Below are 17,984 nucleotides of genomic sequence, written 5' to 3' on the forward strand. Positions count from 1 at the left end.
TCTTTACCGAGGTGGGCTGTTTATTTTGCAGATGTCAGAAGATCTTCGATGAACGGGAATGCCTCGTTGTCTTCGTCATAGACCTGCTGGAAATAGGTGCGCGCCTCGTTGAGTTCTCTGCGTGCATTCGGTTTGTCGCCGACGAGGAGGTAGTATTGACCTTGTACCAATCGCAACCCGCCGGATGTCTCGTCGTCTTTCGCGTATTTCCCCTTCATGTGCTCGAACCATGCGACAAGCGCATCGTCTTGCTTCCATTCATGGAAGCTTCGGACGATATCGTTGAGTGTCTCCTGTCCGGGCGCCACATCGAAATACCGCTCCGCCCATTTCGAGGCATCGGCAGGACGATGACTTTCGCAGTAGACGATCACCAGTTTTGCCATCGAGTTGGAATTCAGACTGTCGAGGTCGAGACTAATGAGGAAATACGTTACGGCACTATCGAACGCAGCAGTCGACGTATAGAGCGACCCGAGCAGATGCGCTGCATCCCCTTTGAGGGAAGGGTCCGTATAGTGCTCGAATGAGTAGCGGGCGTAGGAGATCCCTTCGGGGTACTTATCTTGATACAGATCGCACACGGCGATATTATAATAGTCGCTGACATCGATGGATCCGGAGTCGATGGCAGTATGATAGTAGCCTGAGGCGATACTATAGTCCTGACGGTCCAAGGCCAGATACCCGAGACGCGAGTATGTGTTGTTATCGCGAAGACCGTGTCGCAACGCGTCGAATAACTGCGCTTCCGAGCCGTCTGCAAGTGCCGAATCGGAAATGAACCACTCGTTTCCGTAGATCTGCCACACGTTGTAGTAGTAATTCCCGAGCGCAAGGTGAAGCGCGGCATTGTCCGGGTAACGGTCGAGTAAGATGGAAAGGGCGCTATCGGGCCTGAACCAGACCATTGTATACGATCCAGAGTCGGTTCGGCGGATCGAGTCGAGATCTTCGCCGTGGGGCAGGTCAATAAGCCCGAAGAGTGTGTGGTCGAGGCTCTTTGCGAAGTATGAGGTTGCGATCTCGGTGCGTCGTATCGTGATGGCGGGATCGTGTGCATTGGGGTCTGCTTGTTCGAGCAGGCGGTATGCGCTAAGATACTTCCGTTCACTTACAAGTTGGTCAGCCACCTTTAGTGTTTTGTTCTGCGCATGACCGAGGAGCGGGAGCCCCGCGAGGACGACGATATAAAGTAAAAAGGTGTGTGCATACTTCATACCACAAATGTACGAAGCCTTAGAAGCGCGTCAGGCCACAGATGGATGTATCTGTGGCCTGACGGAGGTCTTAGTTTGTTGCGAGGTTCGAATAGAAGAGCGCTCCGCACTTCACGCCGCGGTGGAAGTTGCGTAGGTTCATCTTCTCGTTCGGAGAGTGGGCATTTTGGTCCGGCAGACCAAACCCCATCAATACGGTCGGTGCACCGAGAATCGACGCAAAGCTATTGACGATCGGGATCGAACCGCCTTCGCGTGTAAGGAATACATCCTTCTCGAAGATCTGCGCGAGTGCGTGACGTGCAGCTAACACACCTTTCGAATCGATCGGCGTCATGGCCGGCATCCCGCCGTGTAAGTCGGTCACCGTGATCGTCACGCCGGCAGGTTTGATCGTATTGAAGTATGCCTCGAATTTTTTCGCGATCTCTTCTGGTGTTTGGTTCGGCACCAGGCGCATCGAGATCTTCGCATATGCCTTTGACGGAAGTACGGTCTTCGCACCCTCGCCGGTAAACCCGCCCCAGATGCCGTTGCAGTCGAGCGTCGGACGTGCCCACATCCGTTCGAGTTCGTTGTAGCCGCTTTCGCCCGGCGTTGCGTCGGTCTCGAGGTCCTTCATGAATGCGTTACGATCGAACGGAAGTTTTGCAATCTCCGCACGCTCAGCCTCGCTGATCGGCGCGACGTTATCGTAAAACCCGTCGATGAGAATTCGTCCGGCGTTATCCTTTAGCTTTGAGATCATCACCGCGAGGGCGTTGATCGGGTTTTCGACGGCTCCGCCGAAGAAGCCGGAATGCAAGTCGCGGTTTGGCCCGGTTACTTCGACCTGCATGTAACAGAGACCGCGCAGGCCATAACAGATCGACGGCTGGTCGTATCCGAACATCGGCGTGTCGCTGACCATAACCGTATCGCACTTCAATAATGCCTTGTTGTCTTCGAGAAACTTGTCAAGGTTGGGCGAACCGATTTCTTCTTCACCTTCGATGATCACTTTCACATTGACGGGCATTGCTCCGGTCGTTCGCACATGCGCTTCGATGGCTTTGAGCTGCATCAGTACCTGCCCCTTGTCGTCGACCGAGCCTCGGGCATAGATGTTTTCTCCGACAATCGTCGGCTCGAACGGCGGATTGGTCCAGAGGTTGAGCGGATCGACGGGTTGCACATCATAGTGTCCGTAAAGTAGAACGGTGTGTGCATTCGGCCCGCCATCGAGGCGCTCTCCATATACCACAGGATGTCCGGCCGTTTCCATGACCGCTACGTTATTGAGTCCGATACGCTTCATCTCAGCGGCGACCCACTCGGCGCAGCGACGAGTTTCGCCATTGTGCTCCGGCGATGTCGAAATCGACGGGATGCGCAGAAAATCTTTCAGTTCGTCTTCGTAACGGTTCTTGTTTTGATCGATAAAAGAGAGAATATCCATCGTCATTCGCTTGGTATGATTATTCAATGGTGTGATTATTCAACGGCTGACCATAACATCAATGATGATTCAAACATCCGGGATTCGGCAACAGCAGGAGCGGCAGCGGCTATTGCGACTAAGTCTGCGTAATGGCTAACATATTGTAAACAAATAAAATAGGAGGAAACATCAATTGCTATCGTCTCGTAGGTAAAAGAGTAGATAATCCACACGTACCAATGAATGCTGCACAAATACATCTCGCTCTCAACCACTTTCCGCTTATCCTCGTGATCGTGGGGACACTCGTTCTCGCGTATTCGCTTTGGAAGCGACAGACACAATTTCGGACGTTGGCGTTCATGCTTTTTGTTGCTGCCGCGGTTACCGCGTTGCCGACGTACTTCACCGGCGAAGGAACGGAGGAGGTCGTCGAACGAATGCCCGGTGTAACGGAGTCGGTGATCGATGCACATGAAGATGCCGCCTCGCTCACTATCGCATTTGTCGAAGCGCTCGGCGCAGCAAGTATTGTCGGGTTCGTGGTTATGCGCAAACGCGACGCCCTTGTAAAGCCGGTGGCAGCAACGCTACTTATCGTCGGGATAGCGGCCATGTCCTCGATCGCCTGGACCGCCCATCTCGGCGGACAGATCCGCCATACGGAACTGCGCGGCTCGACTGCAACAGTCGCACCAGCTGTTAATGCAGAGACCGACTAACTCATCGGATAGAATCCTTCGGTTCGGTGTTACATCTCGCCGAACCGAAGGATTATGACCGACAAGCCCCTGCCATCACTGCTCGAACGAATTCGAACGGCACGTTCGGTACAGGCCGTTCGTGCTGCCGAACGGGAATTGCTTCGGCGCATTCGCTCCGGCTCCGGCACACCGGTCATCGAACTCGAGACGGCGCATTTCTTCTTTCGCTCCGAAGACGATGTTTCGGTATCGGTCAGCGGCGATTGGAATCGTTGGCAGGCGGACAAACAGCGACTCGTTCGATTACACCCACGGTCCGTGCTCTTGCACACGGAGCAGGATTTCCCGATCGATGCGGCTTTGCCATATCGGCTCATTGTCGACGGCGAGTCGGTGCTCGACCCGATGAATCAACGAATACTTCCGGGACCACTCGGGACGAACTCCTTTTTCTCGATGCCAGCGTATCCGGGAGTGCCGTATTGGCATCTATCAGAAAACGATGTTCCTCGTGGCAGGCTAATCGAACTCTATGCAGAAGGGAATGCATCGGTAAGCGGTCGGGTGGTCGGGATCTATATCCCGCACGATCACGAACCGAACGGGACCGAGCGGTTTCTCTACGTCAACGACGGCGCCGAGGCGATCTCGATCGGTCGGTTCAATACGGTGCTCGATAATATATATCGCTTCGAACCGTTCACTCCGAACACGATTGTAGTCTTCGTCCCGCCGGTCGACCGGCATGGCGAGTACATGATGAATCCGGATTTTGCACGGTGGTTTGCGAACGATCTGACGAAGCAGGTCGAGAAGCGACTGAACGTCACGAGCCGGGCATCGCTTCGCACGATCCAAGGGGCGTCGCTCGGCGGACTATTTGCCGCATTTGTCGGATTGCAGCACTCGAATCGGTTTCGGAATATCGTCAGCCAGTCGCCGTCATTCTGGGTGGATGACTTTTCGATCGTTCGTCAATTCGAGCGAACCAAGCGGCTGCCGTTGCGGTGGTACCTGCATACCGGCACGATCAGCGACGGGCGTACCGAGGCTCGGAAGATGCTTCAGGTGCTTCGTGCAAAAGGCAACGATGTCTGTTATCGTGAAACGAGCGAGAGCCACAACTGGGCGAATTGGGCAGGGCAGTATGCGGCGATTGTGCGATGGATTGGGAAATAAGCCGATCCGATGCCATGTCTATAATGAACGATTTTTCAGCACCCGGCGGGCAACATTCCGATCAAATACGGGTTTAAAGATCTGTTGAACTAACGATATTGTATGCGAACGATCATTCGATTCTTTGTATTTCTCGGTGCGCTGACTGTTGCTACCACTGTATTCGCTCATACCGACTCGTTGAAGGTTGCGGATAACATGAAGTTTCCCGTCCAGAATGTCGATGGCGAAGAAACGAATTTCTCATCCTATCTCGGCAAAGGCCCGTTGCTTGTCAACTTCTGGGCCATGTGGTGTGAGCCCTGCAAGCAGGAGATGAAGGCGTTTGTGAAGCTTTCGGATAAGCTCAAGGAGAAGGGCGTATCGATGGTTTCGGTGAATACCGATCAGGTGAAATCGGTTGCAAAAGTCCGCGCATATATCAAGACGCAGGGCGTGCACTATCCGGTGCTGCTCGACCCGGACGGCGCGATCGCTCGCAATCAATTCTCGATGGAGTCGCTTCCGTACTCGCTGATCCTGCGGCCGGACGGCACGGTGTTCAAAAAGCATATCGGCTTCACGGCAGGCGACGAGCAGAACATCGAGAAAGAGCTCGACGAACTCGTTGCGCAAATGCAGGGGAAATAATACGAATTTCCGTACAACAGGGGCGGCTCGGCCGCCCTTTTGTATTTTTGTACTTTCACATCTTAAGATTTATCGTGAAGCGATCGTACCTGTTAGCCCTGTCCGCCCTGTTGCTCTGTTCAGGTGCCGCCATTGCCCAAGACCTCGGCGGAGGAGTGTCGGCTGTCGGCTCGAACTTCCTGCGCATCGGCAGCGGCGATCAGGATAACAACGTCGGCGGTAGCACCAGCAAACGGTATTTCGAAGAAATTGCGAACGCTCGCATCTTCTTTAGCAATCTTTCGATCGGGTTACGCTACGAAATGGACGACCCGAGCGAAGTCGGTCAATCCTTTCAAGGCTTACGCCGTCGGTGGATCGCCTACAAGAAAGACGGTCTTGATGTCGAAGCCGGTCACATTACATCGCTATGGGGCCGTGGGCTTTCGATCAACAATTTTGAATCGAGACCGCTGAACTATGATGCCTGGCTCGATGGGTTCAACGGGAAGTACGAGTATCGATGGACACAACAGGAAAGCGAATTGCGTCCGTCGCTTGGCGTGAAGGCCATGGCAGGAAACGTCCTCTTCCACGATATCGACACGACAAAGCCGGACCAGTCAGTCTCGGCGCGTGCAGTGAATACCGAGTTTGGGCTCTTCAGCAAGAAAGTTGTGGTTGGGCTGTCGTTCGTGCAAGCGTTCACGTCGATCCAACAGACGGTGTTCACTCGTACGGCATATACCAACAGCGAGGTGAACCAGCCTGAGTTGTATGTATCGTTCTTACAGGGACCGGTGTCAGGATTTTTCGGATTCGCCGAAGAGCGTTCGCACCTTACCGAAATTCTCGGTAAGGATGTTGCGGTCGATCACCGGGGCAAGGCGATGTATGGTTCTCTGTCGTATGCCGGTGACGATTTCGGCATAACCGCGGAGTATAAAAATTATTCGTATTTCGTTCATTCGCAGAACGATCCCTACGCAGACTATTTCGGGAAGCTGCCGATCACCAGCCCGCCGGAAGTGTATAAAGATTTTAGTTATCAATCGATCACGCGCACGACGCATGCCGTGAATTTCAACGACGAGCTCGGATACCAGATCGAGGCCGACATCACGGCGATCCCCTCGTACACAATTACGCTCAACGCATCAGCCAGCAGCCGTCACAATAGCTATAGCAGCAAACTCGATAGCAACGGCGAGCCGCTCATTGCCGGCTCGACGGACATTCTTCCCAAATTTGACGATAACGGCTTCTTCCCATTCTGGGAGTATTTTGCAGAAGTCGAACATGACTTCGGCGATCTGAGCTACGTGAAGATGTGGTTCCACCGCAGAAGCGATGTCCTTGCTGCCAGCGGACAAACCGCCGATCGCAAACGCAGCAGTTCGGTCGGGTTGAAGATGCAGTACGAGACGACTCCGTCGCAGAGTATTCTTTTCGCATTGGAACACCAATGGATGTTCGATAGCCAGCGCGACGAGAACGATCATCAACTAACGAACGAGTTGGCCTTCATACAGTACTCGTTCAATCCGATTATCACATTCGGCTTCACGTTCGACTTCTCGACATGGTATGAAGCTGGTCGCCACATCTGGCCGGAAGCCGTCGTATCGTACCGCATCGGCGGAGCCCATACGCTCTTACTGACCTACGGTGCCGAACGCGGTGGCTTGAACTGCTCGGGTGGCGTCTGCCGCTATGTGCCTGCGTTCAATGGGCTTCGGGTGAGCTTGACAAGCCAGTTATAGGTCGAAGCGAATCCGCCGCTTCATGAACTGAATTTCAGGAAACAACTTGCCCGGATTGGGGTTATTAGTTCGTTACCTTGAGTTGATACAACCCATGAAACGGATCGCTTATTTGCTTGCTATGGTGCTGCTGGCCGGTTCGGCCGTAGCACAGGTCGTACGTGTCGAACCTGCATCGTTTTCTCAGACCTTCCTCGGCTCTCGTGGTGTGGTCGAACGGATCGTCTACCACATCGACCCGATTCGTCCGCAGTCGACGGCGTCGAGCTTCGATATTCGATTCGATTCGATCGAGACTCCGCTCGAAAAAGGGAATTCCGTCGCGCTGACGGGCCATATGACGAATCTGCTGATTGCTCCCGTCGATATCAAGTTTTATCGTTACCATGTTCACATCCCTGCGACATGGACAGCAAGCATTTGCTTCGGTGATAACTGCTATGCACCGAGAACCGATAGCTTCGCGACAACGACTCAGCCGTATTCGCTTCCTCCCGGTGGCACCGGAGGTGAATTCCGCCTGAGTATGTATTGTCCGGCAAACTACACGATGAGCGATTCGATCGTCGATTATGTGAAGTTCGTTGCAGTTGGCGGAGACGATGGCGATACGATCGGTGTGTTGCTACGCGGGTATCTTCTCATCGATGGCGTCGAACAAAGCGGTGCCGCTTCCGTCGGCGGACCTCGCATCACTTCGTTATTTCCGTCGCCACTGCTTAGCGGCAACTCCATCCGCTTGAACATCAATGTTCCCCGCGAGATGGGTTTCAACTACGCAATCTTCGATGAAATGGGACGTAAGGTAGCCTTCGGGACGAGCCGTCAGCACTTGCTTGCGGGCGATAATATCTGCGAGATCGGCGAGCTCAACGGCTATGCCAATGGCAACTATACCGTGAAGTTCAACTTTGCAGACGGTAGTTCGGCAAGCCGTATGTTCCAGATCATGCGCTAAGGCGCGTCATGCGATTGTTCTGAAAAAGGCGGGCAGGATGTCCGCCTTTTCTATTTGTCCTGACGACTCGGGCAGTACTCGGCAATGGCACACTCGCGACACTTCGGGCGGCGCGCGACACAGACCGAACGACCATGCGAGATAAGGTAGTGGGTAACCATCGCCCAATCCTTCTGCGGAGCCAACTCCATGAGGTCGAGCTCGATCTTTTCGGGGGTGGTGTACGTCGATAACTTGAGCAGACCGGATAACCGGGTGACATGCGTATCGACGGGGATGCCGGCATTAATACCGAATGCATTCCCCAGCACGACGTTCGCAGTTTTTCGACCGACACCGCGCAGCGTGACGAGTTCTTCCATCGTCTTCGGCACCTCGCCGCCGAACTTCTCGACGATGTCGGTTGCCATCGACTTCAACGATTTTGCCTTCTGGCGAAAGAACCCCGTCGAGCGAATGACTTCTTCGATCTCTTGCGGCTCGGCCGTTGAAAGGGCAAACGGCGTCGGAAACCGGGGCCGAAACTGCTTCATGACGATATTCACCCGCTCGTCGGTGCACTGCGCCGAGAGGATCGTTGCCGCAAGCAGTTCGAATGCGTTTGTAAAATCGAGTGCGCAGTGCGCATCCGGATATATCGTACCCAGAGTACGAAATATCTTCTTCGCGCGGGCCTTTCGGGCTTCAAGTGATTCTTTCGGCATACCAGTTACTGTAAGCTGGACGAACGGTACTTCACGATGCCATCGAGACCTTCATTCGAAACGATGGTACAGAGCGAATCTGCTTCGGTTCGGTTATACCGATAGGTCGCAATATCGGTCTTGCGGATGAATGCCCCGTGCGACTGGGCACGGGTGAAGAACTCGGTATCGTCTCCGTAGGCAACATTACCAAAGCCGCCGAGACGTTTCCACAGGTCGCGGCGGATGACGAACGTTCCGCCGATCGTACAATCGTAAATACTGATGCGACGGCTTGGCTCGTATTTATCGGCGACGAACTCATCGCCGACGATCTCGACGCCGCCATGCAAGAGCTCGATCGCCGGTTCCGCAGCAAGGATCCGTTCTCGAGATTCGAGATGGATGGGCAGATATTCGTCGTCGGAATCGAGAAATGTGATGTATCGACCGTGACCGAGCGATGCTCCGAGATCGCGGGCGAGCGATGTGCCTTGATTCTTCGAATACTCATATCGCAGTCGCGTATCCGTAGCGACGAGATCTGTCAGCACATCGCGTGTTTCGTCGGTCGAGCCGTCGTCGACGATGATATATTCGAAGTCCTCGAATGATTGGGCCAGCACGCTTTCGACAGCCTGGCGAATCGTGCGTGCACGATTGAAGGTCGGGGTAATGACCGTAAAGAACGGCGCGCGATCAGATGACACGCTCATACTCCTTCAAATCGAGTTTCCAGACCTTCACCCCACAATACCGTGCTCCTTCGGGGCATACGGGGCGCACGCCCGCCATATCGCGAAGCGAGCACGGGGGGAGTAAATACATTCCGATGCGTGGGTGAACCTCGCGAATCTGGTCGGCTTCGTCGACAGATGCTCGCCAGATTTCTTCTTGTGCATTGTAGCACAGACGCATGGCATGCTTGTGATGAAGCGAGAGCAGATCGGCCGATTCCGTGAATCGAACGGACGTCGCATTCGGGAGCATGTATTCGGCAAACTCCTGTGACACGCCCATCTCTTTGAGCCGGGCGTACGCGTTCCACGAGGTATGCAACGATTCGCGGTAGAGTGTCTGAGCCTCCTCGCTCGCTTCCTCGACGACAAGAGGAGTAATGTAGTCTGGGTGATCGTCGGAGAGTTGCATGTGCAGGATGGGCCTCGACGCCGGGGTCATGCGATGGCGCTGGTCCTGCGAATCGGCGGCATGCGAGATTCGCTTCCGGAAGGTGTAATGGACGTTGTGCATTGCGCGCGATAATTTGGATTGCGTCGTGAGCACCATCGTCTCGCCGAGCATCGTGTTCTTCGACGGATCGAGAGCATATCGAATCGCCTCTTCGTCGCCGAGCATGTTCATCGGCATGCCGAGCACTTCGCGGATACTTGCGGCAAGCGTCGCCTCTGCGTTGACTTTGTAATCGACGAGACGCGAGAAGCGTCCGTTGAGATCATGGTCGAACTCGCGGCGAAATTCTTTTGCATCGGATGCGCTTCGTCCGGCGTGTATGAATTCCGCTTCGGGGTATTCTTCGGGGCGAAGTGGCTCTTCGAGGATAATACGATAGTTCGGGTCGTGGCGCAAGAGCTCGTCGACCATTGCCTGCACGACAGCCATCGTCTCGGTCGGCGTATCGGCCATACGTGCCAGGCGGTAGTAACGTAATAGCGTAATGCCGCTGACGGTGTGGTACATATATGCCGTCGTACTGACGGGCAGTACATACCGTGCGACTTCCTGCGCCTTCTTTTTGATCTCTTTCTTGTACTCGTCCGCATTCTTACGTCGGTGAGGGAAGCGCCCGAAGTATGCGTCTTCCACGGCTGGGGTCAAGAGGTCGATCAGGCGATGGTAATCGTCGGTTACACGAGTCATTTCCCGATCGTAGAGTTGCTGTGCTGCTTCGTCACCGAAATTCGGCGTCAGGTAACTTCCACGCTTCACCTCGACATATCGCTGGCTGACCTGTTCGGAGTTATAGAACGGGTGCGAATGAAGGAACGACCAGATGCAGTGCCGCGACACGCCTTCGAGTGCGAACTGGAAATGCGCATGTTGCAGCGTCGTGTGATGTCCGGCCTCATAAATGCTTTCGGCGAGCGGCGTATGTTTTTCGAGCGAGACACCGTCGGTGCCGATGATTCCTTTCGACGAATAACACGTACGCGCCGTGGCGATCGCATTCTTGAACGGATCGATGAATGCGTTGACGAGTTTGACGCGGAGCGGGGATTGAATAAACTGGTCGGTCATGGATGCTCGCAAGTTCTCCCCGGTCCTACCCGTTGGCAGCGACCGGCAGTAGAAGTAATGGCGCTCGTGGAAAATCGATTCTACGTTCTAACAAACAATTGGCAGATTTCTCTTCGCAAAACTGAGGGAGAAATCGAACCACTCGCCAGACGATATCCGTGGCACATATCTTGCACACAGACCGGGGAGTTGTCAACCATGAAGGAATATGCGCACATTCATACGGATCCTCACTCTTGCTACGGTGGTGCTCGCTGGATCGGCCGTTGCGCCGCTTCAGTCGTCAGCTCAACACGTAGGTGTTAGTTTTCAAGTGTTTTACGACGATTTAGGGCCATACGGCCATTGGATCCAACACCCCACGTTCGGCTACGTATGGCTGCCGATCGTTGAACCGGACTTCGTCCCATATGCTACTCGCGGTCATTGGGTCTGGACCGTGTACGGATGGGCATGGGTATCGGAATACCCGTGGGGCTGGGCTCCATTTCATTATGGCAGATGGGATTACGACGACGACTACGGGTGGTTCTGGGTGCCAGACGTCGAATGGGGACCGGCGTGGGTCGTCTGGAGCCGCTGCCCCGGTTACTATGGCTGGGCACCGATGCGGCCCGGAATCGCCATTTCGATTGTGATCGGTGGAGGGTGGTATCCGCCACATCACTGGTGGACATTCTGCCATGATAAGTATTTTGGCCGTCGCCGCATAAGAAATCATTACGTTCCGCGCAGCGAGAACGGCCGTATCATCGGCGAAAGCCGGGTAATCGACCGAACGATCGGCAACAGCGGACCGAATGGTCGTTCGACGTTCATGACAGGTCCTGATAAAGAAGTTGTCAAACAAACCACCGGCCGCGACATTCGGCAGGTCGAAGTGCAGGACAATGATAAACCGGGAGAGGCAATAAGCGGCTCGCGTTGGTCGCTCTACCGTCCGTCGGTCGAACGTTCGACGACCGCCCAGCCGTCGCCACGCCCGACGCGTGTCGAATCGACAAAGGATTTCACTCCATCGACCCGCAGCACACCGACCGAACAGAAGGTGAGACCGACACCAACACCGATCCCTGATCGTAACAGAGAAGAGCGTGCACGCCCGAGTTTGCCGCCACCATCATCGACGCCGCGCTCGCAACCGACGAAGCCAAGCCAGCAACCACGCTCGACACCTCGGCCCAATGCTCCGACACAAACTGCGCCGAAACAGGCGCCGCGTCCAACAGAGCAGCCACGGCAAGCGCAGCCACCTCGCAGCGTCCCGCAGCAGCAAGCGCCGAAGCAAACGCCAAAACAGGATGCGCCGAAACAGGAAGCACCGCGAAGACAGATCGAAGGCTCAAGTCAGGACGATAGCAAATAGTCCAAGGCAAAATTATAGTGCGATGCACGGGTGAGCCTGAAAATCGGGGCCGAGTACTCGTCTATGAGTAAATTTGTCCTACCATACTCATGACGAATACAACCGCTTTGCGAACTCTCGCTCGCCACGCTGCCGCCTGCCTTATGGCACTTCCATTGTGTGCTTCGATCGCTCGTGCGCAGCTATTCGGCGACAAGCCCGCAGCAGCGCCGAACCCGACTCCGTACTTCGATCTCGATTTCGAGCGCGAAGGCACGATGCGCCCGTGGGAGATGATACCGACCGATTGTCTTTACGACCTCGACCGGGCGGAACATACGCACGGCAAGCAATCACTTTCCATTGCCTTCGGACATCCGGACGCGCAGTACGATCCGAGTATCGGTGCGACGGTGACGCAGATACTGCCCCTCGGTGTTGCCGGGCTCGATCACTGGAAGCTAGAAATAAAGGTTGACATCAAGTGCGATGCGATCACCAAAGGCGCCGCGAACTTTTACGCTGCGATCCTGCGCGATTCGAGCAAGACGATTGAGTATCGCAACCTAATGAGCGACAGTATAAAAGGGACGAAGGCGTGGAAGACGTATTCGCTCCTGATGGATTGCGACACAAACGTACATTATCTCCAACTCGCTTGTATGCTCGGCGGGACGGGCAAGGTGTGGTTCGATCATGTGCAGATCCTCGTCAACGGAACGTCCATCCCGGAACTGGCTTTGCCGATCACGCCGTCAATGACAACGGCCGAACGAACGGCACTGACGAAGAAACTCGTTGCATTCGACCCGAACGGTTCGTCGGACGATCCGAGGCTTGCGGCACTGGACCCGTGTATCGGTGATCATCGCGTAATCGCACTCGGCGAGGCGACGAACGGGACGCATGAGTTCTTTGCCGCCAAGACGAAGCTGATTCGTTATCTTGTCGAGCACAAAGGATTTACGCATGTCGGCTTCGAGGGAAATACTGCCGAGATGGATTACCTCAACGATTACATCGCCACCGGGAAGGGAAATCTCGACTCACTCTTGAAGGGCTTTTATTATTGGCCCTACATATCGCAGGAAGTACGCGATCTCATAACCTGGATGCGCCAGTACAATGCGAGCGGCAAGCATGTCGAATTATTCGGATTCGATATGCAATCGCCGTATAAGATCCACGACGAGATCGTGCGCTTCGCACGCGAACAAAAACTTCCGCACGCCGACAATGCCGTGCATGCAGCCGATCGTTTCCTGGCGGTGCTCGACAATATTGAAAAAGGCGGCACGACGCCGATCGACTCGTTCAAAACGTACAGCGACAACCTGTATCACGTGCTCGAAGGCGATGCATTGAAGGTTCGGGCGAGCGAGCAACTGCACTTCCGCACGATCTTGATCTATGCGGATAATTTGCGTCAGTTTGCATCACTCGTGACTGCAAGCATCGCGCCGCAACAGGTGCGAGACTCTTCGATGGCTACCAATGTCGTCAATCGCATGTTGCTGGCGGATGCGTCGGCGAAGTGCGTGCTCTGGACGCATAACTTCCATGCCGGCAAGTTCGCTCACACGATGGGCGCATTCCTCAAAAAAGAATATGGGGAGAGTTACCTCGCGATCGGTTTTGCCTTCGATGGCGGGCGCTATAACGCGGGGGTGGACGGCATGCCGACGGTCTGCGATGCACTCCCCGCATATCCCGGAAGTTTCGAGCAACTCTGCAAAGAGATCTCGCCCGGTCCGTTCTTCCTCGATCTGCGCGGAAAGCCCGAAGTATCAGGGCTTCCGAAGGCATTCTATGGCGGGCTCGATCACCATAATGTCACCCTTAATAACGAGCGATTCTCGTTTTACGAGGCGGTGATCCCGCAAGTGTACGATGCGATCATTTACATCCCGCAATCGACGCCCTCGAAGCTGCTGAATCTCAAATAGCAGCCGTCATTTATCGTAGATGTAACGAATGTGCCTTAACTGAGCCTCTCCGCACGTGCCGCGAATGTCGGTCGCGCGGCCGATGAACTCGGTGCGAATTCCGCGATCATCATACTTGAACTCTAACTCTGTCATCGGCCTCTTGGAGAGGCGATGGCCCTGAGACGGGACTTCGTGTGGCGATGGCCTCTGCACGTGCAGTGTATGGGGAAACACGTGCAAATATCCGACACCGTGTAGCGAAGAGACTTCTCGGTCATGAGTCGCTCAGCGATTGATAAACTTCGCCGAGCCCGCCATGCGTGGTGTCTGAAGAATCGCGATATAGGCGCCGTCTGGTAGTTTCGGCATCGGAAGGCTGTAGTGACCGCTCGGCAGTGTGCCAAGCGGTGCGTCGAAGAGACGGCGGCCTGTTTCATCGTACACGAGTAGATGCACATCCTGTTCGTCCGGAAGTTCGAAAGAAATCTCGGGATGTGTCGCATCGTAGACGATTCGTAACACGAAGGAAGGATTCGCTGCCTTCTCAGGTATCCCCGACGTCTGAAGTGGGATTGACCACACGCCGGAACCGACCGTCCCTACATACAACGTCGCCCCGTCATACGTCAGGCTTGCAACCTCGATCGTCGACGGAAGTCCAGAACCGAATCGTATCCATGTCTCGCCTGCGTTGGTCGATGCCAGCACTCCTCCCGGCACTCCTGCATACACCGCAGAGCCAATACTCAGAAGAGCATTGAACGACAATTTTGATGTCGCGGCGTTTGCCGGCGTCCACGTCGCACCGTTATCTGTCGAAGCAAAGCAGCCGAATCGTGTCCCGGCAAGCAGGGTCTGGCCTACGCGTGCGAATGATTGAATCTGCATGGAGTCGATTGCTGTCGTTGGCCGTGTCCACGTTGCACCCTCGTCGTCGGAGGTAAAGATGCCCCATGTCGAGCCTGCAAACACACGGTGGGTGACGCTGTCATACAGCAGTGCTGTAATGGATGTCGAAGCACTTTCGAGCGGCGTGGTCCAGCTCGAGCCATCATCGGTGGTCCGAAGTAGCGCAGCAGGTCCGCTGACTCCGGCGAGCACAGCATTCGGCGTGGTAGTGAATGACGAGACGTAGTTTCCGCCAGCGATATTCATCGAGGTATTTGTCCAATGTTGCGTAGTGGCGTCGGTCACGAACACGCCGTCGCCGGAGGTGCCTGCAAAAAGACGGCCGTTGTGTTCGGCGAAGTCGATCACGCCCATGTGTGTTGTGGAGTCGGGGTACGACCAATGCGCTCCGCCGTCGCTCGAGCGGAAGATGATGCCGAAGTCGTTATCGAGTGTCCCGGCAAATAGTGTAGAGGTGCTCCCGGTCGACAAGTATTTCAAGCCATACACCGAGAGGTTGCTAATGCCATAGGTCTTACGAACCCATCCGGCGTTCGTCGTGTCGCTGCGAAAGACTCCGAGCATGTCGGTTGCAGTAAAGAGATATCCATTCGCCGCTGTGATGACAGAGGTGCTGGGGAATTCGCCAAGTCCGGTATTCACGAGCGACCAGACGTTTGTCGTGAGGTCGTAACGATAGACACCGGCGCCGTACACTGCCGCATAGAGCGCATTCGGTGCGAGTGCGAACGCTTGCGGTCCAAAGGACTCCGGAATTCCAGTCCGTACGGTATCCCACGTCGCTCCTGCATTGCTCGAGACAAATGCGCCGCGCAGCGTGCCGGCAAAGAGTTGCTTGCCCACATGTGCAAGGGAGAATACGAATAGGTTATCGCCGCCGATACCGCTGTTGATCGGCGTCCAGGTCAGACAGTTATCGTCCGAGCGAAATACTCCGTTACCTTGCGTTGCAGCGTAGATCGTCGAACCGACCCGCTCGAGCGCGTTGATGCGTGCGTTCAGCAGCGTCGGGGCTACGATCTTCGTCCAGGTTTTACCTTCGTCGCGCGAACGGTAGATCGCACCGAATTGCACGGTTGCGATAAGGTCGGTGTCGCTTGCGAGCAGGTGATCGATACGGAAGTAGTTCGATTCTGCAGAGATCGAATCCCACTGTGTCGCTCCTTTGTAGAGACGGAAAAGCCCGCCCCCGGTACCAGCGTATATCGCGCGATGCGTGATCGCCAACGCGTTGACGCCATCGTTGTGAATGAGTTCGTCGGAGATCGGGGTCCAGTGTTCGCCCATGTCCGTCGTGCGATATACATCCCCATACGAAGAGCCTCCGCCGCCGAATGTAGCGCCCGTTGCGGCATAGACCGTATCCGCGTCCGTTGCCAGACAGGAGATCGCTCCGCCTTGCGGGCCTGAGGAGCGTTGCCATTGTGCGAAACCGGTTGCAGTGAGTAATGCGAGTGCTGTGAGGACAGCAAAAAGTCGAGCGACGGAACGGATCATACTAAAAATGAGCAAATGCTATTGGGTGGAATACTCTTCGTTGCATCTCTGACACAAAATCCTACCGGATTGTGACAGCAACCACGTGCAGAGATCTCGTCAAGAGGCCCGAAATCAAGTCATTTCAGTATGGGAATGCAAAGGCAGCGGTTCGTGTAAGATATTATATGTCAACATTTTGCCAGACTCTCTGTTCGGCGTGACGGACCACGTAGACGACCATATGCCGCTCCTGGGCGTCCCGATGGCGGCGGAACCTGCCGGAAACTCGCTGAATGACATGAAGTTAGAGAAAATTACTCGGCGACGGGAGTATTATCCGAATATGACCGAAAAACTTCAATTTTTTTCAAAAAAGTTTTACCGCAACCCCGAAAACGGAAGAAAGCCTTATTTTATGCGGGTTTGAGGGGTGGTTGGCGCTGGAAAGACAGACGCAAAAACAGGCCAAAGTGAAGAAAAAATTAAGAATTGGGGATCACTTCGGAACTACGGGTGGTGCACTTCTGGTTATATGCGTCCCGTGATTGAAACAGCGGTTTTACGTCACGGAAAACACAAGTGTTCATTGACAGAGAAGACAGTGAGCAGGATGAGGAAGTGGTGCTTTTCAGACGAAAAGTTCAATAACTTCTTCTCCTGATGAAGCAACCGTGAATATTTGAATTCACACTTTTGCACATACAGTATCAAACTACTGTCTGTACGTGATTATAGCAGTGATGTTATAATTATACTACGGAGAGTTTGATCCTGGCTCAGGACGAACGCTGGCGGCGTGCTTAACACATGCAAGTCAAGGACCGTAGCAATACGGGACTGGCGCACGGGTGCGGAACACGTAGGCAATCTACCCTTTGGGGGAAAACAACCCGTTGAAAGACGGGCTAACATTCCGTAACATCACGAGGTGGCATCATCTTGTGATCAAACTTTCCAGAGGATGAGCCTGCGTCTGATTAGATAGTTGGCGGGGTAACGGCCCACCAAGTCTACGATCAGTAGCTGGTCTGAGAGGATGATCAGCCACATTGGGACTGAGATACGGCCCAGACTCCTACGGGAGGCAGCAGTAAGGAATATTGCTCAATGGGGGAAACCCTGAAGCAGCAACGCCGCGTGAGGGATGAAGGGGCTTTGCCTTGTAAACCTCTGTAGTTGGGGACAAATGTAGGGTTACTACCCTATTGATGGTACCCAAAAAGTAAGGATCGGCTAACTACGTGCCAGCAGCCGCGGTAATACGTAGGATCCGAGCGTTGTCCGGATTTACTGGGTGTAAAGGGTGCGCAGGCGGAGTGGTAAGTCAGAGGTGAAATCTCGTCGCTTAACGACGAAACTGCCTTTGATACTATCATTCTTGAGTCCGGTAGAGATCTGTGGAATTCCGAGTGTAGCAGTGAAATGTGTAGATATTCGGAAGAACACCAGTGGCGAAGGCAGCAGATTGGGCCGGTACTGACGCTCAGGCACGAAAGCATGGGGATCAAACAGGATTAGATACCCTGGTAGT

The 17,984-nt window shown here is 54.5% G+C and carries 13 protein-coding genes and 1 rRNA gene; 8 read left to right on the plus strand and 6 right to left on the minus strand.

Features of this window, described 5'->3' with window-relative positions; translation table 11 throughout:
* Window positions 1-20: 20 nt before the first annotated feature.
* Both JSS75_02460 and JSS75_02465 read right to left on the minus strand, forming a co-directional pair.
* Entirely contained in the window at window positions 21-1,220 is a 1,200-nt protein-coding gene (locus JSS75_02460) for a hypothetical protein (protein MBS1902546.1), read from the minus strand.
* A gap of 70 nt (window positions 1,221-1,290) precedes the next feature.
* Window positions 1,291-2,664, minus strand: a complete 1,374-nt coding sequence (locus JSS75_02465) for a dipeptidase (GenBank protein MBS1902547.1) — start codon at window positions 2,662-2,664, stop codon at window positions 1,291-1,293.
* A 215-nt stretch (window positions 2,665-2,879) separates the two neighbouring features.
* On the opposite strand from JSS75_02465, the gene JSS75_02470 reads away from it, so the two are divergent.
* The 5 genes from JSS75_02470 (at window position 2,880) to JSS75_02490 (ending at window position 7,853) form a co-directional block, all read left to right on the plus strand.
* Complete coding sequence (locus JSS75_02470; protein ID MBS1902548.1) at window positions 2,880-3,362, plus strand: hypothetical protein; 483 nt, start codon at window positions 2,880-2,882, stop codon at window positions 3,360-3,362.
* Window positions 3,363-3,416: 54 nt separating this feature from the next.
* Window positions 3,417-4,523 (plus strand): hypothetical protein, encoded by a 1,107-nt coding sequence (locus tag JSS75_02475; protein ID MBS1902549.1) that lies wholly within the window; start codon window positions 3,417-3,419, stop codon window positions 4,521-4,523.
* Between the two features lie 102 nt (window positions 4,524-4,625).
* Window positions 4,626-5,153: a TlpA family protein disulfide reductase gene (locus tag JSS75_02480; GenBank protein ID MBS1902550.1), complete on the plus strand. Its 528-nt coding sequence runs from the start codon at window positions 4,626-4,628 to the stop codon at window positions 5,151-5,153.
* Window positions 5,154-5,227: 74 nt separating this feature from the next.
* Window positions 5,228-6,895 (plus strand): hypothetical protein, encoded by a 1,668-nt coding sequence (locus JSS75_02485; GenBank protein MBS1902551.1) that lies wholly within the window; start codon window positions 5,228-5,230, stop codon window positions 6,893-6,895.
* A 94-nt stretch (window positions 6,896-6,989) separates the two neighbouring features.
* Window positions 6,990-7,853 (plus strand): hypothetical protein, encoded by an 864-nt coding sequence (locus JSS75_02490; GenBank protein ID MBS1902552.1) that lies wholly within the window; start codon window positions 6,990-6,992, stop codon window positions 7,851-7,853.
* A 50-nt stretch (window positions 7,854-7,903) separates the two neighbouring features.
* On the opposite strand, the gene nth is transcribed toward JSS75_02490, so the two are convergent.
* From nth to JSS75_02505, 3 genes are read right to left on the minus strand one after another with little or no spacing between them, the layout of a single operon-like run.
* Complete coding sequence (nth, locus tag JSS75_02495) at window positions 7,904-8,557, minus strand: endonuclease III (GenBank protein MBS1902553.1); 654 nt, start codon at window positions 8,555-8,557, stop codon at window positions 7,904-7,906.
* A gap of 5 nt (window positions 8,558-8,562) precedes the next feature.
* Window positions 8,563-9,252 (minus strand): glycosyltransferase family 2 protein, encoded by a 690-nt coding sequence (locus JSS75_02500; protein ID MBS1902554.1) that lies wholly within the window; start codon window positions 9,250-9,252, stop codon window positions 8,563-8,565.
* A complete protein-coding gene (locus JSS75_02505; GenBank protein MBS1902555.1) occupies window positions 9,236-10,777 on the minus strand; it encodes an FAD-dependent thymidylate synthase in 1,542 nt (513 codons plus the stop codon). The genes JSS75_02500 and JSS75_02505 overlap by 17 nt, the downstream gene beginning before the upstream one ends.
* A gap of 223 nt (window positions 10,778-11,000) precedes the next feature.
* On the opposite strand from JSS75_02505, the gene JSS75_02510 reads away from it, so the two are divergent.
* Window positions 11,001-12,158 (plus strand): hypothetical protein, encoded by a 1,158-nt coding sequence (locus JSS75_02510; GenBank protein ID MBS1902556.1) that lies wholly within the window; start codon window positions 11,001-11,003, stop codon window positions 12,156-12,158.
* A 143-nt stretch (window positions 12,159-12,301) separates the two neighbouring features.
* Window positions 12,302-14,083: an erythromycin esterase family protein gene (locus JSS75_02515; protein ID MBS1902557.1), complete on the plus strand. Its 1,782-nt coding sequence runs from the start codon at window positions 12,302-12,304 to the stop codon at window positions 14,081-14,083.
* A 267-nt stretch (window positions 14,084-14,350) separates the two neighbouring features.
* Here the strand turns inward: JSS75_02515 and JSS75_02520 are convergent, their stop codons facing one another.
* On the minus strand, window positions 14,351-16,471 hold the full coding sequence (locus tag JSS75_02520; GenBank protein ID MBS1902558.1) for a hypothetical protein: 2,121 nt from the start codon (window positions 16,469-16,471) through the stop codon (window positions 14,351-14,353).
* Between the two features lie 735 nt (window positions 16,472-17,206).
* On the opposite strand from JSS75_02520, the gene JSS75_02525 reads away from it, so the two are divergent.
* Window positions 17,207-17,984: ribosomal RNA gene (locus tag JSS75_02525) — 16S ribosomal RNA — on the plus strand; the annotation flags it as partial.

Source organism: Bacteroidota bacterium (assembly GCA_018266755.1).
Taxonomy (GTDB): domain Bacteria; phylum Bacteroidota; class Ignavibacteria; order Palsa-1295; family Palsa-1295; genus JAFDZW01.